Origin of the sequence: Anoxybacter fermentans, assembly GCF_003991135.1 — a bacterium.
Classification (GTDB): Bacteria; Bacillota; Halanaerobiia; order DY22613; family DY22613; genus Anoxybacter; species Anoxybacter fermentans.
In genome coordinates this window covers 1,406,563-1,430,044 of record NZ_CP016379.1, presented here as the reverse complement: position 1 = coordinate 1,430,044, position 23,482 = coordinate 1,406,563, and the positions used below count along the sequence as shown (strand labels likewise).

Annotated in this window: 21 protein-coding genes; 20 read left to right on the top strand and 1 reads right to left on the bottom strand. The window is 37.9% G+C overall.

The genetic code is table 11. The features are described 5' to 3' along the window. Positions 1-550: 550 nt before the first annotated feature. The gene (locus BBF96_RS16385) at positions 551-691 is read right to left on the bottom strand and encodes a hypothetical protein (RefSeq protein WP_164730927.1); all 141 of its coding nucleotides are present in this window, start codon (positions 689-691) and stop codon (positions 551-553) included. 206 nt (positions 692-897) lie between these two features. Between BBF96_RS16385 and mraZ the strand changes: the two genes are divergently transcribed. The 20 genes from mraZ (at position 898) to spoIIR (ending at position 23,436) form a co-directional block, all read left to right on the top strand. Then, positions 898-1,329 (top strand): division/cell wall cluster transcriptional repressor MraZ, encoded by a 432-nt coding sequence (gene mraZ, locus BBF96_RS06365; protein ID WP_127016375.1) that lies wholly within the window; start codon positions 898-900, stop codon positions 1,327-1,329. Positions 1,330-1,345: 16 nt separating this feature from the next. Continuing rightward, positions 1,346-2,281 carry a 16S rRNA (cytosine(1402)-N(4))-methyltransferase RsmH gene (gene rsmH / locus BBF96_RS06360; RefSeq protein ID WP_127016374.1) on the top strand — a complete coding sequence of 312 codons (936 nt, stop codon included), beginning with the start codon at positions 1,346-1,348 and terminating at the stop codon, positions 2,279-2,281. A 42-nt stretch (positions 2,282-2,323) separates the two neighbouring features. Beyond that, complete coding sequence (locus BBF96_RS06355; protein WP_164730926.1) at positions 2,324-2,827, top strand: FtsB family cell division protein; 504 nt, start codon at positions 2,324-2,326, stop codon at positions 2,825-2,827. A 32-nt stretch (positions 2,828-2,859) separates the two neighbouring features. Then, the gene (locus tag BBF96_RS06350) at positions 2,860-4,950 is read left to right on the top strand and encodes a stage V sporulation protein D (RefSeq protein WP_127016372.1); all 2,091 of its coding nucleotides are present in this window, start codon (positions 2,860-2,862) and stop codon (positions 4,948-4,950) included. Positions 4,951-5,002: 52 nt separating this feature from the next. Continuing rightward, positions 5,003-6,472, top strand: coding sequence for a UDP-N-acetylmuramoyl-L-alanyl-D-glutamate--2,6-diaminopimelate ligase (locus BBF96_RS06345; protein ID WP_127016371.1), 1,470 nt, complete (start codon positions 5,003-5,005; stop codon positions 6,470-6,472). Between the two features lie 11 nt (positions 6,473-6,483). Continuing rightward, positions 6,484-7,863 carry a UDP-N-acetylmuramoyl-tripeptide--D-alanyl-D-alanine ligase gene (locus BBF96_RS06340; RefSeq protein WP_127016370.1) on the top strand — a complete coding sequence of 460 codons (1,380 nt, stop codon included), beginning with the start codon at positions 6,484-6,486 and terminating at the stop codon, positions 7,861-7,863. A 1-nt stretch (position 7,864) separates the two neighbouring features. After that, positions 7,865-8,827 (top strand): phospho-N-acetylmuramoyl-pentapeptide-transferase, encoded by a 963-nt coding sequence (gene mraY, locus BBF96_RS06335; protein WP_127016369.1) that lies wholly within the window; start codon positions 7,865-7,867, stop codon positions 8,825-8,827. A gap of 20 nt (positions 8,828-8,847) precedes the next feature. After that, complete coding sequence (gene murD / locus BBF96_RS06330; protein WP_127016368.1) at positions 8,848-10,206, top strand: UDP-N-acetylmuramoyl-L-alanine--D-glutamate ligase; 1,359 nt, start codon at positions 8,848-8,850, stop codon at positions 10,204-10,206. A gap of 26 nt (positions 10,207-10,232) precedes the next feature. Continuing rightward, on the top strand, positions 10,233-11,327 hold the full coding sequence (ftsW, locus tag BBF96_RS06325; RefSeq protein WP_127016367.1) for a putative lipid II flippase FtsW: 1,095 nt from the start codon (positions 10,233-10,235) through the stop codon (positions 11,325-11,327). A gap of 21 nt (positions 11,328-11,348) precedes the next feature. Then, the gene (gene murG / locus BBF96_RS06320) at positions 11,349-12,452 is read left to right on the top strand and encodes an undecaprenyldiphospho-muramoylpentapeptide beta-N-acetylglucosaminyltransferase (protein WP_127016366.1); all 1,104 of its coding nucleotides are present in this window, start codon (positions 11,349-11,351) and stop codon (positions 12,450-12,452) included. Between the two features lie 111 nt (positions 12,453-12,563). Then, positions 12,564-13,970: a UDP-N-acetylmuramate--L-alanine ligase gene (gene murC, locus BBF96_RS06315; RefSeq protein WP_205665729.1), complete on the top strand. Its 1,407-nt coding sequence runs from the start codon at positions 12,564-12,566 to the stop codon at positions 13,968-13,970. A gap of 16 nt (positions 13,971-13,986) precedes the next feature. Further along, entirely contained in the window at positions 13,987-14,901 is a 915-nt protein-coding gene (locus tag BBF96_RS06310) for an FAD-binding protein (protein WP_127016365.1), read from the top strand. Then, positions 14,895-16,148, top strand: coding sequence for a UDP-N-acetylglucosamine 1-carboxyvinyltransferase (gene murA, locus BBF96_RS06305; RefSeq protein WP_127016364.1), 1,254 nt, complete (start codon positions 14,895-14,897; stop codon positions 16,146-16,148). Before BBF96_RS06310 ends, murA begins: the two co-directional genes overlap by 7 nt. Before the next feature lie 32 nt (positions 16,149-16,180). After that, a complete protein-coding gene (locus BBF96_RS06300; protein WP_127016363.1) occupies positions 16,181-16,873 on the top strand; it encodes a cell division protein FtsQ/DivIB in 693 nt (230 codons plus the stop codon). Positions 16,874-16,974: 101 nt separating this feature from the next. Beyond that, the gene (ftsA, locus tag BBF96_RS06295) at positions 16,975-18,255 is read left to right on the top strand and encodes a cell division protein FtsA (RefSeq protein WP_127016362.1); all 1,281 of its coding nucleotides are present in this window, start codon (positions 16,975-16,977) and stop codon (positions 18,253-18,255) included. 26 nt (positions 18,256-18,281) lie between these two features. Next, positions 18,282-19,337, top strand: a complete 1,056-nt coding sequence (gene ftsZ, locus BBF96_RS06290) for a cell division protein FtsZ (RefSeq protein ID WP_127016361.1) — start codon at positions 18,282-18,284, stop codon at positions 19,335-19,337. A 517-nt stretch (positions 19,338-19,854) separates the two neighbouring features. Beyond that, the gene (locus BBF96_RS06285) at positions 19,855-20,787 is read left to right on the top strand and encodes a sigma-E processing peptidase SpoIIGA (RefSeq protein ID WP_164730925.1); all 933 of its coding nucleotides are present in this window, start codon (positions 19,855-19,857) and stop codon (positions 20,785-20,787) included. A gap of 37 nt (positions 20,788-20,824) precedes the next feature. Beyond that, entirely contained in the window at positions 20,825-21,547 is a 723-nt protein-coding gene (gene sigE, locus BBF96_RS06280; RefSeq protein WP_127018202.1) for an RNA polymerase sporulation sigma factor SigE, read from the top strand. A 384-nt stretch (positions 21,548-21,931) separates the two neighbouring features. Beyond that, positions 21,932-22,738 carry an RNA polymerase sporulation sigma factor SigG gene (gene sigG / locus BBF96_RS06275; RefSeq protein ID WP_127016359.1) on the top strand — a complete coding sequence of 269 codons (807 nt, stop codon included), beginning with the start codon at positions 21,932-21,934 and terminating at the stop codon, positions 22,736-22,738. Positions 22,739-22,755: 17 nt separating this feature from the next. Next, positions 22,756-23,436: a stage II sporulation protein R gene (gene spoIIR, locus BBF96_RS06270; protein ID WP_127016358.1), complete on the top strand. Its 681-nt coding sequence runs from the start codon at positions 22,756-22,758 to the stop codon at positions 23,434-23,436. Positions 23,437-23,482 lie beyond the last annotated feature (46 nt).

Below are 23,482 nucleotides of genomic sequence, written 5' to 3'. Positions count from 1 at the left end.
ATATTTGATACATTTTTGTGCTTCAATCAAAAAGCTCTGGTTGTTTTTTCTTCTATATTTTGCTAATCTCCTGGATACCAAGAGTATACATGAATTGGAAGATTATAATGGTAAATTGACAATTAGCTGGTCATCAGATAGGATAAATGTTTTTAATATTTATAGAAAAATTAAAATATTTTTAAATATAATCATTAATAAAACTACAAAAAGTTAATTTTAAGCTATTTTTGTATAATTTAAGTAAGTTGTTTAATCTTAAACTACCATAGTTAATTGGAATAGCTCTTTTTATCTCATTTTAAAATAAAATTTCAATAAAATAATAGGGTTGAGGGATTGTTTCTCCTAAAAGAAATGGTTATTCAGGAACAAGATCGGGTTTTTTACAGTTTATGTCCCCTGAGCAGCTACTACTTTTGGGAGAAAAAGATTAAATCCACCAACCCTTTTTTAATGTCAGGTAAATTATACAGTTGTGTATTGTAGCCGAAGGCTAATTTATTTATCCCAGGGAATTGCCAGGGGTCGTCGGTATATACCCCGCTCATTATTCTTTTTTACTACGGGGAATGAATATGGTTATAAATTTGAAAAAACCTGGAAGATTAAATCCGCCACAGATACTTTTCATGTATTCATTCTGGGTATCTTTATTTTTAGCCCAGGTATAAAAAAAATCAACTTTCATCACTCATTTACCCCCCTGTATAATAGTCTTTCTTTATTATCATATGAAAAGTGTAAATAAAAGTTACCTTTTTCCAATTTTTTTTGTAATTTATTTCAAAAAGACAAAGGAGATTCCTAACGAACATAGAATATAAAAACTAAGTGGGAGATAGTGGAGGATTGTGGTATGAAAGTGGGGGATTAGTGGAAGGGGATGGATGAGCCGTGTTCATGGGAGAATATCTACATTCTATGGATGATAAAGGAAGATTAATTATGCCTGCTAAATTTCGTGAGTCACTGGGTGAAACTTTTGTTGTTACCCGTGGTCTGGATAATTGCCTTTTTGTATACCCCATGGAAGAATGGCGCATCCTAGAAGAAAAGCTAAAATCCCTTCCCATGACCCGTAAAGATGCCAGGGCCTTTGTTCGTTTTTTCTTTTCCGGTGCGACAGAATGTGGATTGGATAAATCTGGGCGGATCAGTCTTCCACAGAATTTGCGCGAATATGCTTCATTGGAAAAAGAAGTGGTAATTATAGGTGTTTCTAATCGAATTGAAATCTGGAGTAAGGAGAACTGGGATAGTTATCTTAAATTAACAGCAGATTCTTATGAAGAAATTGCAGAGACTATGGAAGAATTGGGAATCTAATTCGAGGTGATAAAAAATGAAGCAAATACATTTACCTGTACTTTTGGAAGAAACTATTGAGTATTTACAGATAAAAGAAGATGGAATATATGTGGACTGTACTGTAGGAGGTGCAGGTCACTCACTTAAAATTGTCCAGAGTCTAGGTCCTAAAGGACATTTGATCGGTATTGATCAGGATGAGAATGCCATTAAGAGAGCTAAAGAACGGTTAGCACCTTATAGTGACCGGGTGACTCTGGTTAAGGATAATTTTAAAAACTTAAAAAAGGTCCTTTATTATCGGGGATTTGAAGAGGTTGATGGAATTCTTTTTGATTTGGGTTTTTCTTCATTTCAGGTTGATGATGAAGAGAGGGGATTTAGTTATCAGAAAGATGCTGTATTGGATATGCGGATGGACAGGAGTCAGAAGTTGACAGCAAGACATATAGTCAACCGCTGGAGCGAGGAAGAGCTTGCCCGGATAATCAAAGAGTATGGTGAAGAAAGATGGGCCAGCAGGATAGCTCAATTTATTGTCAAAGAAAGAAAGCGGCAACCTATTACTACCACAGAAGAGCTGGTTAAGATAATTAAAGCAGCTATCCCTGCTTCTGCCAGACGTTCAGGCCCCCATCCGGCAAAGCGAACCTTTCAAGCTCTACGGATTGCTGTCAATAACGAATTGGACGTTTTAAAAAAAGCGTTAGAAGGGGCTATAGAAGTATTAAAGCCTGGAGGAAGGATTTGCGTAATTTCCTTTCATTCTTTAGAGGATCGAATAGTAAAACATTTTTTCCGTGATATGGCCAGAGATTGTATATGTCCTAAAGATATACCTGTATGTATTTGTAATGTGAAACCTGTGTTAAAAATTATAACCCGTAAACCAATAACACCGAAAAAAGAGGAATTGAAAACAAACCCCAGGGCCAGAAGCGCTAATTTGCGGGTTGCAGAGAAATTATAAGGTGCCCTAAGATAGTTCTAATTATAAGAAGGGGTGAATACATTGATATTAGCAAAAAATAAGCCTCAATATAAATATGATTCAAAGGGTTTTCGATCTAAGCAGGAAAATAGATTAAAAATCAAGAAAGATAAGAAGAGACAAATTCCATTTGTGTTGAAAGCAGTAGGAATTGGTTGTATAATATTTTTGTTTGGTCTAATTGTAATTCTTTATATTCATCAATATGTGCAAATTAGCAGAACAAATTATCAAATTGAGACTTTAAAAAGGGAACTGGCTCAGTTAAAAGCAGAGAATGAAAAAATCCGTCTTGAGATAGCCCAAAATAAATCTTTAAAAAAGATTGAGGAGAAGGCCCGGGAACGATTCGGAATGGTAGATCCTGAGAATGTTTATTATATTACACTTAAGAGTGAAACTACTGGCGAGAGTAGGTCTTCTCAATTAGATTCAAAAGAGAAGGATGTTATACTATTTGTCCAGGGGGTGGCTGACTGGTTTAAAAACCTTACATCAGTTGAGGCCGGAACCCTGGATGATTAGCCTGGGCCCTCAAATTATGTGGAGGGATTAGAATGGCGAATTATTTGAAACTGCACATAAGAAAAAGAATTACAACTCTTTTTCTTATTGTAGTTTTTATTATGTTGGGACTATTTGGACGCCTGATCTGGGTTCAGGTGATTCATAGCAGTTACTATCAAAAGGAAGCTTTAGATCAGAGGCTCCGCGAATTGAAAGTTGAACCAAAAAGGGGAATTATTTATGATAGAAATGGAAAAGAATTGGCGGTTAGTGGAACAGCAGAGACTGTAGTCGCTAACCCTGCCGAAATTGAAGATCCGGAAAAAACGGCGAAAATATTGGCAGAACTTCTTGTTATGAAAGAAGAAGAGGTCTATAACCGAATTACAAAAGATCGGGCAAGTGTTTATGTGAAGCGGAAAATTGATGATGAAATAGCGGCAAAGATTAAAGCACTTAACCTCAAAGGAATTACTTTTATTGAGGAAAGCAAACGTTATTACCCAAAGGGAGAATTGGCAGCCCATATTCTGGGTTTTGCAGGAATTGATAATCAGGGATTGGATGGACTGGAATTGACTTTGGATCATTATCTTAGAGGTGTACCGGGAAGAATTGCTGTGGAGCGGGATGCGACAAATAGGTCATTGCCCAATGGAATTCAGAAGTATTTTCCGCCAGAAAATGGTTATAATGTATATTTGACGATAGATGAAGTGATCCAATATCTGGCCGAACGGGAGTTGGAGCGAGCTTTAACCACCATTAAGGCTGATGCGGGGACTGTAATTGTAATGAATCCAAAGACCGGGGAAATTTTGGCCCTGGCCAATAGACCTGCCTATGACCCCAATTACTTTACCCGTTATTCACCGGCTTTATGGCGGAATATAGCTGTTTCCAATACATATGAACCAGGTTCTACTTTTAAAATAATAACAGCTGTGACTGCCTTAGAAGAAGGTGTGGTCAGTGTTAATGACCGCTTTTTCTGTAAGGGGTCTATTGTTGTGGCCGGTAGAACTATTCACTGTTGGAAAGATGGTGGTCATGGAAGTCAGACTTTTGCTGAAGTAGTGCAAAACTCCTGTAATCCCGGTTTTGTCCAGGTAGGACAGAGGATTGGGGCTGAAACTTTATATAAGTATATTGATGCTTTCGGTTTCGGCAAAAAAACTGGCATAACCCTTCCGGGAGAGGCAATTGGAATTCGCTATGCATTAGAGGATATTGGCCCTGTTGAACTGGCAACTATCTCTTTTGGGCACAGTATCAGTGTAACTCCTATTCAGTTAATTACTGCTATCAGTGCTATTGCCAATGATGGACTTTTATTAAGACCTCAGTTGGTCAAAGAAGTAAGGGATTCTAAGGGTAATCTTATCAAAGTTTTTAAGCCCGAACCCATTCGCCAGGTTATTTCAAAAGAAACAGCACGCCTGGTACGTCAGTTATTGAGTAATGTTGTGGAAGAAGGAACTGGAAAAAATGCCCAGATTGAAGGTTATGAAATTGGGGGAAAGACGGGAACTGCCCAACATTATGGGGATAAAAGGGCTTATGATTCTTCCTTTATCGGTTTTGTACCGGTAGATGACCCAAAATTGGTGATTCTTGTGGTACTTTATAATGTAACCAGCTATCCTCACTTTGGCTCACAGACTGCAGCTCCAATCTTTCAAAGAGTGGCCAAAAACGTTTTACGTTATTTGGAAATCCCGCCCCAGCAAAAAATAGAAAAGGATAATAAAAGTCAAGTTCGTTCTAAAAAACTGGAGGTTCCTGATTTGAGGAACCAGCCTATAGAAGAGGCCAGAGAGATTCTTTTAAAGAAAGGATTTATGGTCAAAGTAGAGGGTAATAAAGAAAAAGTTATTGATCAGGTGCCAAAACCCGGAGCAATTATGGAAGAGAAGAGTACGGTGATTCTCTTTGCTGAAGATGGTATGGATGAGATGATACGATATCGAGTAACGGTACCGGATCTTAAAGGAATGTCTGTTAAAGAAGCAGCTCAGCTTCTGGCAGAATTGGGTTTAAGGATTCAATATTCTACAAATCAAGGAAAAGTAATAAATCAGATTCCTGCACCTTATACCAGAGTGGATTCTGGAACAGAGGTGAAGATATTCGTAAAATAGTATAGAAAATATTACTATGAACATAATAATTGATATCGGAGGATGAAATAAAATGGCGAAATTAGAAAAACTCCTGGAAAATTTAATAGAATTTGAGGTTCTGGAATCTCATTTCCCCACTGAGGTAAAGGGAATTACATATGATTCGCGACAGGTGAAACCAGGTTATATTTTTGTTTGCATTCAGGGCTTTCAGAAGGATGGACATGATTTTATAGAAGATGCTATCGGTAATGGTGCACGGGTTATTGTGATAGAGAAAGATGTGCCGCGTAAACCGGGAATAACCTATATCAAAGTAAAGGATTCCCGGGATGCTTTAAGCAGACTTAGTGAAGCTTATTATGATTTTGCCAGCCGTAAGCTAAATTTGATTGGAGTTACAGGAACAAATGGCAAGACTACGACAACCTATATGATAGAGTCTATTTTACGGAAAGCCAATATTAAAACAGGTTTGATAGGTACCATTCGGAATAAAATATGTGATGAAGTTTTTCCTGCCAAGCGCACAACTCCTGAATCTTCTGATTTACAGGAACTATTTGCCAGAATGGTTAAGGCAGGGGTAACCCATACTGTAATGGAAGTCAGTTCCCATGCTCTGGAACTGAAACGGGTACAGAATTTTAATTTTAAGGTGGGGGTTTTTACCAATATAACACAGGATCATCTTGATTTTCATACTACACTGGAAAACTATAGGCAGGCAAAAAGCAAACTTTTTCAGGCTCTTACTTTAGATGGAGTTGGTGTAATTAATATTGATGATCCTTCAGGAGAATATATGATTGAAAGGTGTAAAGGTCGAGTTTTAACATATGGTATCAATAACAAACATGCAGAAATTCGCGGTTCAGAGATAAAAGTTAATGTAAATGGTGTTTCTTATCATGTCACTACTCCGGTAGGTGAGATACGATTAAAGCTAAAATTGACAGGATATTTTAATGTATATAACTCTCTTGCTGCTATAGGAAGTGGGCTTGCTTTAAATATTCCGCTGGAAATTATTAAGGAGGGTTTAGAGAGTTTAACGGGAGTTACCGGCCGGTTTGAACAGGTGGACTGCGGGCAAAATTTTGGCGTTATTGTTGATTATGCCCATACTCCTGACGGAATGGAAAATATTTTAAAGACGGCTCAACAGATTGCCAGAGGAAGAAAGATTATTGTTTTTGGGTGTGGAGGAGACCGGGATCGGGGTAAGCGGCCAATTATGGGGAAAATAGCTGCTAAATATTGCGATCTCTGTATTCTCACTTCCGATAATCCTAGAACTGAAGATCCCATGCAAATTCTTAGGGATATTGAAAAGGGCTTGCTTGAATTGGATCAACCTGTAAATTACCGGATTATTGAAGATCGGCGAGAGGCCATCTTTTATGCGGTGAGGGAAGCTAGAGAAAATGATCTGGTAATTATTATGGGTAAAGGACATGAAACGTATCAAATTTTCAAAGATTATACCATCCCTTTTGATGACCGGGAAGTGGCAAAAGAGGCTATTATGAGTTTATAGGAGGTATAACCATGATACAAATGAATGCGGCAGAACTCTGTCGAGCAGTTAATGGAAATTTAATCTCCGGAATTTTTGGGGATTTTAAAGGAGTTAGTATTGATAGTAGAAAAATTGAATCAGGTCAGCTCTTTTTTGCCATTATCGGTGAAAGATTGGATGGTCATCAATTTGTTGAAAGTGCATTAAAAAAAGGGGGAGCTGGAGCAGTAGTTGATCGTGAAATGGATATTTCCTTAAAAGAGGGACAATTTATTATAAAAGTAGAAGATACAACTAAAGCCCTTCAGAAACTGGCCCATTATTATCGGAAAAAATTTGATTTGAAAGTAGTGGGGATTACCGGAAGTGTGGGAAAAACAACCACAAAAGATATGATTGCTGCAGTCCTTTCTGAAAAGTATAATACACTTAAAACAGAGGGGAATTTAAATAATTATTATGGTCTGCCTTTAACTCTTTTTCAATTAAAGTCGGAGCATGAAGCACTTGTGGTTGAAATGGGAATGAGTAGATTAAAAGAGATTGAACTTTTGGCTAAACTGGCAGAACCTGAATTTGGGGTTGTAACAAATGTAGGATACAGTCATCTTGAATATTTAAAAACCCTGGATAATGTGGCAAAAGGAAAACAGGAATTAATTAAGAATTTGATTGGGAAAAGAGTGGCTATTTTAAATGCCGATGATCCACGGGTTTATAAAATGTCTGAACTGACAGATAAGGTGATCTTTTTTGGAATGGGTGAAGAAGCTGATTATCGGGCAGTGAAGGTTAAAGAGAAAGGGCTTAACGGGATGGAAATAGTTTTAAAGGCTGAAAATCAGAAAATCCCAATACAAATTCCGTTGCCCGGTAAACATAATGTATATAATGCCCTTGCTGCCATTGCTACAGGACGGGCGTTGGGTGTGAGTTTTTCTCAAATTCAGGAAGGGCTTCTTAAATTCAGACCATCAAAGATGAGGATGAACATTCTTAAATTATCTCAGGGTTTGACTGTTCTGGATGATTCGTATAATGCTAATCCTGACTCTATGCGGGCTAGTTTGAAAGTTTTAGCAGACTGTTCTGGGCGGAAAATCGCTATTTTGGGAGATATGCTGGAGTTAGGAGAATTTGCCGGGGAGGCTCATCGTGAGATAGGCCGTTTTGCTGCAGAGTTAGGGATTGACCTTTTATTAATCAAAGGTGACTATAGTAAGATAGTGGCCGAGGGTGCCCTGAAAGCTGGGTTTAATGCTGATCAGGTATTTATCTTTGAAAATAATAAAGAAATGGCTAACCAGTTACTTGATATGGTTCAACCCGGAGATACAGTTCTCGTTAAAGGTTCCCGGGGAATGGCTATGGAAGAGATTGTAAAAGCCTTGACAAGGGAGGCAGAATGAGATGATAAAGCTGTTGTATGCATTGGGTCTTTCTTTTTTGATAACAATTATAACAGGTCCTGGATTAATTCGTATTTTATATCGTCTCAAATTTGGTCAGCAGATTCGTGAAGTTGGACCTAAAAGTCATCTTATGAAACAGGGTACTCCAACAATGGGTGGAGTAATGATTATATTGGCCATTTTAGTATCTACATTTCTGATTGTCCAACTTACAGACCAGATTCTCTGGTCTCTTTTTCTAACCCTGGGGTTTGGATTGATCGGATTTTTAGATGATTTGATCAAAATTGTGGCTAAAAGGTCTCTTGGATTAAAAGCGTGGCAAAAAATTGTAGGTCAGCTTATTTTAAGTAGTCTTTTAGCATTTTATGTGATTGGAGAGCCGGAGTTGATGGAGATAATGATTCCCTTTACCCGTCAGACTTTAAATTTGGGTTTTTTGATGTTACCTTTTGTCATTTTTGTAGTAATTGGAACTGTTAATGCTGTAAATTTGACCGATGGGTTGGATGGTTTAGCAGCAGGAGTAACCATCGTAGTTTCTTTAACTTTTACTTTGATGTTGGTATTACAGGGAAATATGGAATTGGCGGGCTTTGCCCTGATACTGGCCGGTGCATGTGTAGGTTTTGCCTGGTTTAATTCCCATCCGGCCCAGGTTTTTATGGGTGATACAGGTTCTTTTGCTTTGGGAGGAGCATTGGCGGCAATATCTATCTTTAGTCGAACTGAACTTTTTTTGGTGATCATAGGCGGTATTTATGTAATAAATGCTATCTCTGTAATGCTTCAGGTGATTTATTTTAGATTAACAGGCGGAAAAAGAGTCTTTAAGATGGCTCCAATTCACCATCATTTTGAATTGAGTGGTTGGCGAGAACCTCAGGTAGTTAGTAGATTTGTGATAATCTCTATTTTACTTTCTGTTATCGGAATGATTGGATATATGCAATTTGTTTGATAAAAGGGGTTGGAGGTTTAATGGAATTAAAGGGTAAACGAATTGGAATAATTGGTCTGGGTAAAAGAACCGGTGTGGTGAGTGCTAAAGTCCTTGTTAAAATGGGTGCACAGGTTGTTGTCAGTGATGTAAAACCTGCTCATAAGCTAAAAGAAGAGCTGGACTTATTAAGAGGAATTTCTGGAATTAGTTATGATTTGGGAGGACACACCGAAAAAGTTCTGGATGTGGATTTGATATTGGTTAGTCCCGGGGTACCTTTAGAGATTCCTATTTTAAAGGAGGCAAAGAAACGGGGGATTGAAGTAATTGGTGAGATTGAACTTTCCTATCGTTTATCTAAAGCTCCCTTTATCGCTATTACCGGGACAAATGGCAAGACTACAACCACATCTCTACTGGGCCAACTTTTAAAGACCTATCCACATCGGGTATTTGTTGGTGGAAATATAGGCCGTCCTCTGATTGGAGAAATCTTAAATCTTAAACCAAATGATCTGGTGGTGGCAGAAGTTAGTTCTTTTCAACTGGAAACTGTAAAAGAGTTTCACCCAGAGATTGCTCTCTTTTTAAACTTTACCCAGGACCATTTAGATCGTCATAAAAGCATTGAAGCATATCTTAAGGCCAAAATGAATATATTTAAGAATCAGACAGAAGAAGACTATATTATTTTAAATGCAGATGATCAGACTTTATGTAAAATTGCATCTGAAGTACCGTCTAAAATAATCTGGTTCAGCCGCCAAAAGAAAAGATTACCCGGAATGTATCTGGATGGAAATATGATGGTCTGCCATATGAGTGAAAAACCTGAGGAACTTTTGTTAATTGATGAGTTAAAGATTCGTGGTGATCATAATGTAGAAAATGCTCTGGCTGCTTCAGCGGCAGCAGTTTTAAAGGGTATTTCTTTGTCAGACATTAGAGAGAGTCTTAGAAATTTCAAAGGTCAGGAACATACTCTGGAATATGTACTGACTCATCGGGGGGTACAGTATTATAATGATTCTAAAGCTACAAATCCTGATGCTTCGATGAAGGCACTTACTGCCTTTCATGAACCGGTGGTTTTGATTGCCGGAGGATTGGATCGAAAACTGGATTTTACAGAGTTTATAAAACTAGTAGTAAAAAAGGTTAAGGCATTAATTCTTATAGGTGAGACTAGAGAAAAGCTGAAAAAGCTGGCTTTAGAGTACGGTTTTAGCGGCAGGATTGAGATAACTGAGGAACTAAAAGAAGCAGTACAACTGGCCCAGAAGTTTAGTGAGCCTGGGGATGTGGTGCTTTTATCACCTGCCTGTGCCAGTTGGGATATGTTTGAAAGCTATGCTGAGCGGGGATGTTTATTTAAAGAATATGTACGGAGCTTATAATTTTCTGGGTAGGGAGGAGGTGAATGATGAAGTTAACTAAAGAGAAATCTTCACCAGATATTCTTATTTTTTTGATAGTGATGATTCTATTGGGGATTGGACTAGTGATGGTATACAGCGCCAGTGCGGTTCGAGAAGGTTTTCGTTATTTAAACCGCCAATTGCTCTGGGCTGTAATTGGTATAATGGGTATGATCTTTTTTATGAACTTTGATTATCATAGATACAGGAAGATGTCCGGATGGATTCTTTTAGGTTCCATTATTGGTCTGATCCTGGTCTTGATTCCCGGAGTGGGGATTGTGGTTAATGGTTCTAGACGGTGGTTGGGATTTGGTTCTTTTAGGTTTCAACCCTCTGAAATTGCCAAATTTGCATTGGTTATTTTTCTGGCCCATTATATGGCCCTCCGTTCTGAGAAAATGCGAACAAAAATCTTATCTTTAATCCTACCTCTGATTATTTCAGGAATAGTATGTTTGTTGATTTTGATTGAAGATTTAGGAACTGCTGTTACCATTGCCGGTACTGTCTTTTTAATGCTTTTTGCAGTAGGTGTACCCATGAGGGTTCTTATCAGTTTAGTCATGATGGGTATTCCCGGTGTACTATACTTCATATTTTCAGAGGAATATGCCTACCGTAAGGCCAGAATTTTAGCTTTTTTAAATCCCTGGGCAGATCCTTTGGGAAATGGATATCACATTATTCAATCCCTTCTTGCACTTGGTTCAGGAGGTATATTTGGAGTAGGCTTAGGTCATAGTAGGCAGAAGTTTTATTATCTGCCTGAACCGAATACAGATTTTATCTTTGCGGTAATTGGAGAAGAGCTAGGATTATTAGGAACAGCTTTTATTCTTTTGCTCTTTTTTGCATTGGCCTGGCGGGGATTTCAAATTGCACTAAAGTGTGATGACTTATTTGGCTCACTTTTAGCTGTAGGATTGACATGTATGATCATTTTGCAGGCAATAATTAATATTGCAGTAGTTACAGGTGCAATGCCGGTAACCGGGATTACACTCCCCTTTATCAGTTATGGAGGATCATCTCTTTGTATTATGTTATCGGCGGTGGGAATATTATTAAATATCTCTCGACATATCAGGGATCTTTAGTATATAGGAGATGGTTGAAGAATGAGATTTATAATAACAGGTGGAGGAACAGGAGGGCATATTTATCCTGCTCTCTCAATTGCAGAAGGATTGAAAAAAGAATTTGATAATCCGGAAATTTTATATATAGGCACCAGATCGGGTCTGGAAAAAGAGGTAGTACCGAGAGCCGGTTATCCCATTGAATTTATTCAAGCTTCCGGTTTAAGCCGTAAAATATCTTTTGATAATCTAAAAACATTATTGAGAACACTTTATGGAGTTGGTCAGTCTATTGTCATTATAAAACGTTTTAAACCTGATCTGGTAATAGGAACAGGTGGTTTTGTAGCTGGTCCAGTAATGCTAGCTGCAATTCTTTTGGGAAAATCTACACTTATTCATGAGCAGAATGCTTATCCGGGATTAACCAATCGGTTGATCAGCAAATATGTTGATCATATCGCCATAAGTTTTGAAGAGTCAAAGAAATATTTTAAAGGGAAAAAAATAACGCATACGGGGAATCCCATAAGAAAAGAGATATTGACCCGTACCAGGAATGAAGGTTATAAAAATCTTCAACTTGATAGAAATAAGAAGACTCTTTTGGTCTTTGGGGGAAGTGGTGGAGCAAAGAGTCTTAATCAGGCTATGTTAGATTTTTACAAGTTTATTCAGAAAAATCCTGATTTCCAGCTAATTCATGTAACTGGAAAACGTGATTATAAAGAACATCTTAAAGAGATAAAAGAGCGAGGTATTGAATTAAGTCCGCGCATACGGATAGAAGAATATCTTTATCAAATAGAAGATGCTTATGCAGTAGCTGATTTGATTATAGGGCGGGCTGGTGCAATTACTTTAGCTGAAATTACAGCCCGGGGGATTCCTGCGATTTTGATCCCTTTCCCTTATGCTACTGAAAATCATCAGGAACATAATGCCCGAACTTTGGAGAAAAAAGGGGCAGCACGGGTGATTTTAGATCATCAATTAACCGGTGATAAGCTGGCAGAGATGGTAAATGAGATTTTTTCTACTCAGGGCTTAATTAAAAGAATGAAAGAGGCTAGTTTAAAATTGGGAAGACCAGATGCTGAAGAACGAATAATTAATATAATTAAGGAAATATTAAATAAATAGGGTTAAACTTTTCTCATAAATATGGACATGCCGGAAACGCTGCACACATTAAAATTATTAAGCATAAGATGAGATAAGTAGCAGTTCCGGGTATGTAAAGGAGTGAAAATAATGGGTTTTAGAAGAAAGATTCATTTTATCGGTATTGGTGGTATTTCAATGAGCGGAATAGCCAGTATTCTTCTTGATATGGGATATCAAGTCAGTGGATCAGATTTAAAAGATTCTCCTCTTCTTAGAGAACTTAAAAAGAAAGGTGCCAGGATTTATATCGGTCATGATGCTGCTAATTTAGATCACCCTGATGAAGTGGTGGTAACTGCTGCTATTCCACCTAACAATGTTGAGTTACAAAAAGCCCGGGAATTGGGGATTCCCATTATTAAACGTGCGCAAATGATTGCGCGGTTGATGAAATATAAAAAAGGGATAGCTATTGCAGGAACTCACGGTAAAACTACCACAACATCTATGGTTTCGTTAATTTTAGAAAAGGCCGGTCTGGATCCTACGGTACTTTTAGGTGGAGAATTGAATGATATCGGTGGGAATGCCAAATTAGGTCAAGGTGAATACCTGGTCACTGAAGCAGATGAGAGTGATGGTTCCTTTTTATATTTTGAACCTCTTATCTCTATTGTTACCAATATTGAATCTGATCATATGGATTACTATGAAACTGAGGAAAAACTGAAACAGGCTTTTTCACAATTTTTAGAAAAAGTTCCAGCTCACGGAGCGAAGATTGTCTGTTGGGATGATCCGGTGATTCGTTCTCTGGTCAATTCTCAAGACAGAAATCTGATCACGTATGGTACACGTGATGATTGTAATATTCAAATCAAAAGAGTTAAATTACTACCCCAGCATACTGAAGTAGAGGTATCTTTAAATGGAGAAGACCAGGGACGGTTAATCCTTAATGTACCGGGAATGCATAATGTTTACAATAGTATGGCTGCCCTTGGTGTCGGATATTACCTGGGCCTTTCATTTGAGCAGGTAGCGAAATATTTGAATCAATTCTGTGGAGTACATCGGCGTTTTGAAAAAAAAGGTCTTATCAATGGTGTTTTAGTGGTTGATGATTACGGTCACCACCCAACCGAGATCAAAGCTACTTTAAAAGCTGCCCGTCAGAGAGGAGCGAAACGAATAATCTGTGTCTTTCAACCCCATCGTTATACCCGGACCCTTCACTTAAAAGAAGAATTTAGTAAATCTTTCAGTGATGCAGATATAATTATTATGACAGGAATTTACAGTGCTGGAGAAAAGCCTATTCCTGGCGTAGATGGTTATAAATTGGCTCAATTAACTGAAAGATATGAAAAACGACCGGTTAAATATTTCCCATGCCTGGAAGGAATTGCAGAGTATCTGGCTGAATTGGTTCAACCGGGCGATCTGGTCTTAACTTTGGGTGCAGGAGATGTTTATTTGGTTGGAGAAAAATTATTGGATATTTTAAGTAATTCTAATCTATCGTTAAAAACCGGATCGGATGTAGGATGTTAAAAAAGGGAGGTAACTGATGAACTCTTTTTTACTGGATAATTTGCAATCGTATTTTATAGGTGAAATTCGGGAAAATGAACTATTGAAATTTCATACGGGATTTAGAATAGGGGGGCCGGCCCGGTTGATGCTGATTCCAAAAGGAATTGAGGATTTACGTCGGGCCATTGTCTGGGCGGGAAGGGAAAAGATTCCTTACCGGGTGATTGGGAATGGTACTTCAGTGTTGGCTCACCATGACGGATATGATGGGTTGGTTATTAAATTGGTGAATGTTTTAAATCATATTCGGATTGAGGGTCACCGAATTTATGCTGGAGCGGGTGCAACCATGACAGCATTATTACGTCAGGCCATAAATCATAGATTGACTGGGCTGGAAAGATGGTGGGGAGTACCCTCATCAATTGGTGGGTGGTTAATCAGGATGGGTATGGCACAGGCACCTGAATTGGACTATCTAATTCAGGAGGTTTATGTGATGGAACCCGATGGTTCTATTACCCGCTGGATAGAACCTTCTCAACTTTTTGTTGAAGATAATTCAAATATTATAAAACGAGTAATAATTGAAGTGGTCTTTCAATTAAAGCCTGGAGATAGTGAAGGAACTGCCAATAAAATTACCGCAAGGCAGGTAGAATGGGAGTTTTTGACCCAGATTTGTTTACCAATGGCTGGGCCGGTCTTTTTGACCCATTATAAGGATTTGACAGAGGTTTTTATAAAAACCGGGATTTTGAGTTTGCATAAAGGTCGGGCAGCTTTTTTAGGAATTGGGAATGGATATGTAGCAAATCTGGGGGGAACAGAATATGATGAAGTATTAGATCTTCTTGAGGAAATAAAAGAAAGAGTAACTAAGTTGACGGATTTGAAGTTTAGGATAGGATTGTCTCTATTGCAGACAAAGGAGGTGATCCGATGTTAAAATATGAGATCATCGGTGGTAAAAAACTAAAAGGTCGGATCCGGATTAGTGGTGCTAAAAATGCTGTCTTACCAATTCTGGCAGCGACTGTGCTTTCTAAAGGTAAGAATATTATTCGCGATGTACCTCATTTAAAAGATGTAGAAGTGATGATTGAAGTTTTAAAGTATCTGGGGGCTAAAGTTTGCTTTGAAGGAAGTGTATTAGAAGTTGATACAACAGACATAACAGTCAATGAAGTTCCGGATCATCTTATGCGTAAAATGAGGGCCACTGTATTTTTGATGGGGCCTTTATTGGGCAGGTTTGGAAAGGTTAAAATTTTTCAACCTGGAGGCTGTAGCATTGGACCTCGACCGATTAATTGGCATATCAAGGGCTTGAAAAGCCTTAATGTTGAATTTAAAGAAGGATATGGTTATATATCTGGTCAGGTAAAAAAATTAAAGGGTAATGAGATTCATCTGGATTTTCCCAGTGTGGGAACTACTGAAAATATTATGATGGGGGCAGTTTTAGCTGAAGGAACAACCTGGATTCGAAATGCTGCTAAAGAACCGGAAATTGTAGATTTACAGAATTTTCTAAATGGTATGGGAGCTAAAATCAGGGGAGCAGGAACTGATGTGATCAAAATAGAAGGTGTAAAAGAATTAAAGACTACAGATTACACGGTGATTCCTGACCGGATTGAAACAGGTACATTTATGATTGCTGCAGCTGTTACAGGTGGAGATGTGGTCCTTGAGAATACCATTCCTGAACATGTAGAACCTTTGATTGCAAAGTTAAATGAAGCTGAAGTAAAAGTTACCTGTCAGGATGATAAAATCCATATTCAGGGTAATGGTCGTCTTAAAGCTTTAGAGATCAAAACTTTACCTTATCCGGGTTACCCGACAGATTTACAACCACAAATGATGACTGCTCTTACAATTGCTGAGGGAACCAGTATTATTACCGAGACCATCTTTGAAAATCGGCTTAAACATGCGGAAGAACTGAGGCGGATGGGGGCTAGTATTTGGGTCGAGGGCCATACTGCCATTATTAATGGTGTTCCTAGTTTGACAGGAGCAGCGGTAGAAGCTACTGATTTAAGAGCAGGTGCGGCCCTTGTAATTGCAGGTTTAGCTGCAGAAGGTAAAACTACCGTTTATGGTGTAGAACATATCCAACGTGGTTATGAAAACTTAGAAAAAAAGATCACTCAATTGGGCGGACAAATTCACCTATTAAATGACTAAATTATAAATTCAACTGAGAGGGGTGTGCTGTTGTGAATAGGGGAATTTTTATATTATCAACATTGCTATTAATGGTAATAGGATTGGTTTTAATAATACACTCCTCTTATTTTGAAGTAAAACAGATTATGGTGGTCGGAAATCATCAATTAAGTACTGCTGAGATATTAAAGATTGTGGGTAATTTTAAAGGACAGAACATTTTCCTTGTTCCCGGAAGGAAAATTGTCAATAGATTGATGAATCATGTCCGAATTAAAGGTGTAAAACTTGAGCGAAAACTTCCCGATACTTTAATAATCCGGGTCAATGAGCGATATGGGCTTGCTCTCTTTCGGGATTTGAATAATAATTGGGTTGAAATCAGTAAGGATGGTCTAATTTTAGGGATCTATAAAAATAATTCCCGACCAGATTTACCAGTGGTAGAAGGACTTCAGGTAAAAACTGATGGTAATAATGTAGAGATGACAGATGAGTTGGCAGATTTGCTTGTTCTTTTAAAGGCTCTTTTTCCTTTACAAAAAAAGATGAGTGAGGTCAGTTATTATCCTGAGAATATTAAAATTATATTCCATTCCGGGACTACCCTATATTTAGGTGAAGCAGTAAATTTAGAAAAGAAAGTAACTGTCTTCCGATCTATTTGGGAGGAGATACAAAATAAAAAAATTGAATATATTGATTTACGATATGAGGGAAAACCGGTTATTAAATTAAAGTAGATTCTTATCAGGTTAAAAAATTTTTAAAAAAGAGGAGATTAAACTTTGATGTTGAATTCTACTTTTATGAAGGTTTTGTTAAGAAAGGGGAGCAACAGAGAGTGGCTCAAAAGAGAATTATAACCGGCCTGGATATTGGAACAACTAAAATATGTGTTATTATCGCAGAATCATCGGAAGATGGATTATTGGAAGTAATTGGAATAGGGACTAGCCCTTCGTTAGGTTTACGCAAAGGGGTAGTTGTAGATATTGACCAAACGGTCCGGAGTATTTTAGATGCTGCTGGAAAAGCAGAAAGGATGGCAGGAGTTCAGATAGATACAGCTTTTGTAGGAATTGCAGGAGCTCACATCAATTCTATTAATAGTCACGGTGTAGTTGCTGTTACCGGGCCAGAGAAAGAGATAAAAGAAAGTGATATTATCCGTGTGGTGGAAGCTGCACAATTTATAAATCTTCCTCCGGATCGTCATATAATACATGTTTTACCTCGGGAATTTATTGTTGACGGTTGCCGGGGAATTAAAGATCCGCTGGGGATGTCAGGTACCCGTTTAGAAGTTGAGACCCATATTGTGACAGGTTTGGTTACATCTGTACAAAATCTGGTTAAAAGTGTTCAGAAGGCCGGAATTAATATAACTGAAGATCATGTGGTTTTAGAACCGCTGGCTGCCAGCGAAGCCGTTTTAAATGATGATGAACGGGAATTGGGAGTAGTACTTATTGATATTGGTGGTGGAACTACAGATATCGCAATTTTTCAAGAGGGTAACATAGCCTACACATCAGTTTTACCTGTAGGCGGTGATCATGTGACTTATGATATCGCTTATGGTCTTAAATGTTCGCATATCAAAGCAGAAGAAATTAAAATTAAAAAAGGATGTGCGATTGCAGATATGATTCCGGAGGATGAAAGTGTGGAAGTGATGGCTGCCAGCGGAAAAAAGAAGTATGAAATTCCCCGCAGGTACTTATGTGAAATCATTGAGCCCAGGATGCATGAGATATTTTCTCTGGTTCAAAAAGAGATAGTTAAAGCTGGATATGAGGGTCTCCTTCCTGCTGGTGCTGTACTTACAGGTGGGGCTTCTTTAATGGAAGGAAATCTAGAGTTAGCAAGTGAAGTACTGGGCTTGCCTACCAGATTAGGTACTCCTGAAAATATTCATGGTTTAGTTGATTTTTTAGATGAAGATTTATATCGTTTCCAACCTGATATAAATAATTTTAATACCGCAGTTTTTGCAACAGCTGTTGGTCTACTCCGTTATGGAGCTAATCAAATTTTCTATGGAGAAAATATGGAAAAAGAAAATAACCTAATGGAAAACCTCTTCGGACGAATACGTGGTTGGATAAAAGAATTTTTCTAATGCCATAAGGGGAGGGAATAAACACTATGTTTGAATTCGGAGCTGAAATGCAACAATTTGCGAAAATAAAAGTAATCGGTGTTGGTGGTGGTGGAAACAACGCTGTTAATCGAATGATTGCTGAAGGATTAGAGGGCGTTGAATTTATCGCAATTAACACAGATGCTCAAGCTTTGTTATCTTCAAATGCTCATTCGACACTACAAATAGGTGAAAAATTGACCAGGGGATTAGGGGCAGGCGCCAACCCGGAGATAGGAGAAAAAGCAGCCGAAGAGAGTCGGGAAGCCATAAAAGAGGCTGTACAGGGTGCAGATATGGTGTTTATTACAGCTGGGATGGGAGGCGGAACTGGAACCGGTGCTGCTCCTATTGTGGCTGAGATTGCCAAAGAATCCGGGGCTCTGACTGTTGGTGTAGTTACCAAGCCTTTTACTGTTGAAGGCCGTCAGAGAATGGAAAAGGCCGAACGGGGTATTGCTAATTTAAAAGAACGGGTTGATACCTTGATTATTATTCCCAATGATCGCCTTCTCCAGGTTGTTGAAAAACAGACCAGTATATTAGAGGCTTTCAAGACAGCGGATGATGTCTTGCGACAGGGTGTTCAGGGCATCTCTGATCTGATTACCCAGACGGGTCTGATTAACCTGGATTTTGCTGATGTTAAGACGATTATGACAAATGCCGGTTCTGCATTGATGGGAATTGGTATTGCCAGTGGTGAGAACCGGGCGGTTGAAGCAGCTAAAAAAGCTATCGAATCACCACTTTTGGAGGCTTCTATAGAGGGTGCAAAAGGTGTTCTTATAAATATTACCGGTGGTTCAGATCTGGGACTTCATGAAGCTAATGAAGCTGTAAGGATTATATCAGAAGTAGCTGATCCCGATGCTAATATTATTCTGGGTGCAGTTATCGATGAGAATTTAAAAGATCAAGTTAAGGTAACTGTGATTGCTACTGGTTTTGATCAAAAACCTAATGCTGTGGAGACAAAATATGAACCAGATTTTGATATTCGTTCTTTTGGTGATGATGATCTGGATATTCCAGCTTTTCTGCGCCGGAGAAAAAAATGATTTTTAATGCCAAGGAAATTATACATTTGTGGATAACTTTCATCCTTGGTATTAACAAATTTTTCTTATAAAGTCTTATAGCCGAGGCCAATTTGTTTTAAAAAGATCTCGATGTCTCAAAGCATCGGGATTTTCTTACTTTTAGGGGCATTTGACAAATTCGGTCTTCTTTCCTGAAAATCTCTAATGATTAAACTGTAAAAAGCTAATTTTGAGCGCCAGAGAAATTTTTTGTTTAACTATCTTGGTGAGAGTGAAAAAAATGGTCCCATCACAGGATGTGATGAGTTAATCAAGGGCCCGGAGGGCCTATTGATTAGTGTGCCTTATTTCGACTGAAATCGAACTTTGGATAGTTTGAAAAATTTCTTTTGAAGTGAAAAATTAGCTTTATGCAGAAGAATCATCTAATAATTTTTATCTAAAAAATCAAAAAACAGGTATACTTCTTAGGGCTCAACTCATATAGTTATATATGGTGAGTATGTACAAATTTTTTGAAAACCGGGGGCGGCCAATGGGAACTCAGAAATTAGTTATAAATCTGGATGTATTATTTTTAAATGATCTGGTGATGACCCTGGTCTTACTTTGGGCTACTGCCAGATTTTCAGGTTTAAGAGTACGTTTTGGACCTCTTTTTATAAGTGGTATAGTCGGCTCTCTTTATACAGTTATCCTGGTTTTACCCCTCTTTAGCGGTTTATCAGATTCACTTTATATTTTTTTACATCTGTTGTTAAACCTGACTGTAGCATCTCTAATGATCCGGATTGCCTTTGGTTTGATGAAATGGAAGAAGTTTATTAAAACTTTGGGTTACTTTTATTTGATTACTTTTCTGGCTGGAGGAGCTGCGTTGAGCATTTATTTTGTTGTTGGTTCTTCTCCAGCCCAATGGGTATCCAGCTGGATTGAGATGGGTAATGTGTACGGATGGCTTTATTTGGCTGCGATAGGAGTTGCATTGATTGTAGGTAGACATGGCTGGAATTTGATTCGGGAGCGGTTTTATAAAGAAAAGTATTCACTTAAATTCCGGGTCTGGATTGATGAACAGATGGTTCAGGTTTTGGGATTGATGGATACAGGTAATCTACTTCGCGATCCTTTAACTAATCTGCCAGTAATTGTAATGGAAATAGATGCTTTGATGGGACTATTTCCCACAGAGATCAGGACCATTTTGGGAGATGAAGAGTTAGATTTAATTGATAAGGTAGAAAAATTATTGCAATCAAAGTGGTTTCATAGATTTCAAGTCATTCCCTTTTCATCATTGGGTACGGAAGGAGGTTTAATGATTGGATGCCGGCCTGATCGGGTGGAGATAGTAGGTAAAGAGATTCGTGAGGTTGGACGGATTATTCTGGCATTATATCAGGGTGTACTGGATAAAGAGGGTGACTACCAGGCATTACTTCACCCCGAATTACTTGAGATGGTGTAGTATGACTAAAAATTCATAAGGGGGTTTATCTGTGAAGTTGTCTTATCTACCTTTATTTTTACAGTTATTAAAAATCCGTATCCTGCAATATTTAGGCCTTTACCAACCACGAATCTTTTATATTGGCAGTAGTGAAGCCTTACCACCGCCTTTAACTTCTGATGAGGAGAAATATTTTCTGGAAAAATTAGGTGAAGGAGATAAAGCAGTAAGAAGTATTTTGATCGAACGCAATCTCCGATTGGTTGTGTATATTGCTCGTAAGTTTGAAAATACCGGGATTGATATTGAGGATCTGGTTTCTATAGGTACCATAGGGTTAATTAAGGCAGTAAATACCTTTGATGTTAGCAAAAATATCAAATTGGCAACATATGCTTCCCGTTGTATCGAAAATGAGATTTTGATGTATTTACGGAGAAATAATAAAAAACGTTCAGAGGTCAGTTTTGATGAACCCTTAAACATTGATTGGGATGGAAATGAGTTAAAGTTATCAGATGTATTGGGTACTGAAGCGGATTTAATCTATAAATACATAGAAGAAGAAGTAGATAAAGAACTGCTAAAAGAAGCTATGGAAAAGTTGAGTGAAAGAGAGAGAAAAATTTTGATTTTGCGGTTTGGCTTAAAGTCAAAGGGAGATACCAGGACTCAAAAAGAGGTGGCAGATTTATTGGGAATCTCCCAATCCTATATTTCCCGTCTGGAGAAACGAATTATCAAAAAATTGAAATATGAAGTAAAAAAGATGGAATAAGCTTAAAAATTTAGTATTGACTGATTCGCTTTTTGTGAATCAGTCTTTTTTTATGTATGATTTTACTGCAAAAAGCTAATTTTGAGCGACATAGAAATTTTTTCGCCAAATCTTTGCGAGATTTCCGACGAAATAAGGTTTCATCACAGGAGGTGATGAGCTAATCAAGGGCCAGGAGGGCCCTTTAGATGATTCGAAAAATTTCTTAAGAAGTGAAAAATTAGCTTTTTGCAGTTTAACCATGTATAGTTTTCTGCAAATTAGGTAAAAATTATTTCAAAATTCTATGATTTCTCATTCAACAAATTTTTATAACCTTTTATGAAAAAATTGCATGTATAAAGGAATTTAACGGTGGTAATAATGTAAATAGGAAAAGTAAAAATGGCAATAAGTGGGAGGGGCAATCGAGTGGCAAACAAAGTAGAAATTTGTGGGGTCAATACGTCAGAGTTACCAGTCCTGTCCAATGAGGAAATGCGGATTCTGTTTCGGAGAATGCAGGAAGGAGATAAAGAGGTCAGAAATAAGATTGTCGGAGGAAATTTACGTCTGGTATTAAGTGTGATTCAGCGTTTTAATAACCGCGGTGAACATGTAGATGATCTTTTTCAGGTTGGCTGTATAGGATTGATGAAAGCTATTGACAATTTTGATCTTGGTCAGAATGTAAGATTTTCCACTTATGCTGTACCGATGATTATAGGAGAGATACGTCGTTATCTGAGAGATAATAATCCTATTCGTGTAAGTCGTTCATTGCGGGATACTGCTTACCGTGCATTACAGGTCAAAGAAGCTTTAATGAATAAGAAATCAAAAGAACCGACTATTGGGGAGATTGCTGTAGAACTGGGAATTCCGCGAGAAGAAATTGTTTATGCACTTGATGCAATTCAGGATCCGATTTCGTTATTCGAGCCTATATATCATGATGGAGGAGATCCCATTTATGTGATGGATCAAATCAGTGATGAGAAGAATGAAGATGAGAATTGGTTAGAAGGAATTGCTGTGCGGGAGGCTTTGCGGAGACTAAATGATAGGGAAAAATTAATTCTAACTCTCAGATTTTATGAAGGCAAGACTCAGATGGAAGTTGCAGAAATAATAGGAATTTCGCAGGCTCAGGTATCCAGATTGGAAAAAGCTGCACTAAAGCATCTAAAACGTTATGTAATGGAGGATTAGAGAAGGAGGAATTATCTATGAAACGTTTATACATTCTAATCATAGTAACAATAGTAATTTTGATCTGTTTAGGATTTAATGCTTCTCAAGCATTTGTTCTTACCAATGGAAGTACGGAATATGCTTATCGCTCAAATAACCTTTTAAGATTGCATATCCTGGCCAATAGTAGTTCACCGGAAGATCAGTATTTAAAGCGCCAGGTACGAAATCTGATTTTAAAAGAAACCAGCGGATTTTTTAAGGACATTCCGAGCCTTGACAGAGCAGTAGAAGTAACCAGTACAAATCTGCCAAATCTTAAGCGGAAGATTGAAGATTATTTGCAAAGTCAAGGCAAAAATTATTCAGTAAAATTGGAGATAGGTAGATTTGAGTTTCCTACCCGCACCTACGGTAATATGACTTTACCTGAAGGCGAGTATCAGGCCCTAAGAGTAGTGCTAGGTAAAGGTGAAGGAAATAACTGGTGGTGTGTACTCTTTCCACCATTATGTCTGGATAATGAAGATGATGAAAGGCAGTTAATGGCATTGGCATTTACCAGAAATAAAAGAGATTTAGAAGTGAAGTATAGGTTTAAAATTTTAGATACTTTAGAAGAGATTCCTCAATGGGTGAAGATGAATTATCTTGAGATTTTGAGATTAGCGGTAATGGGAAGCAATGCTGCAATGGTTCGGGGAAATGAGGATTAATTAAGAAAAAAGCTGTGGGGGTTTATCCTACAGCTTTATTTTATAT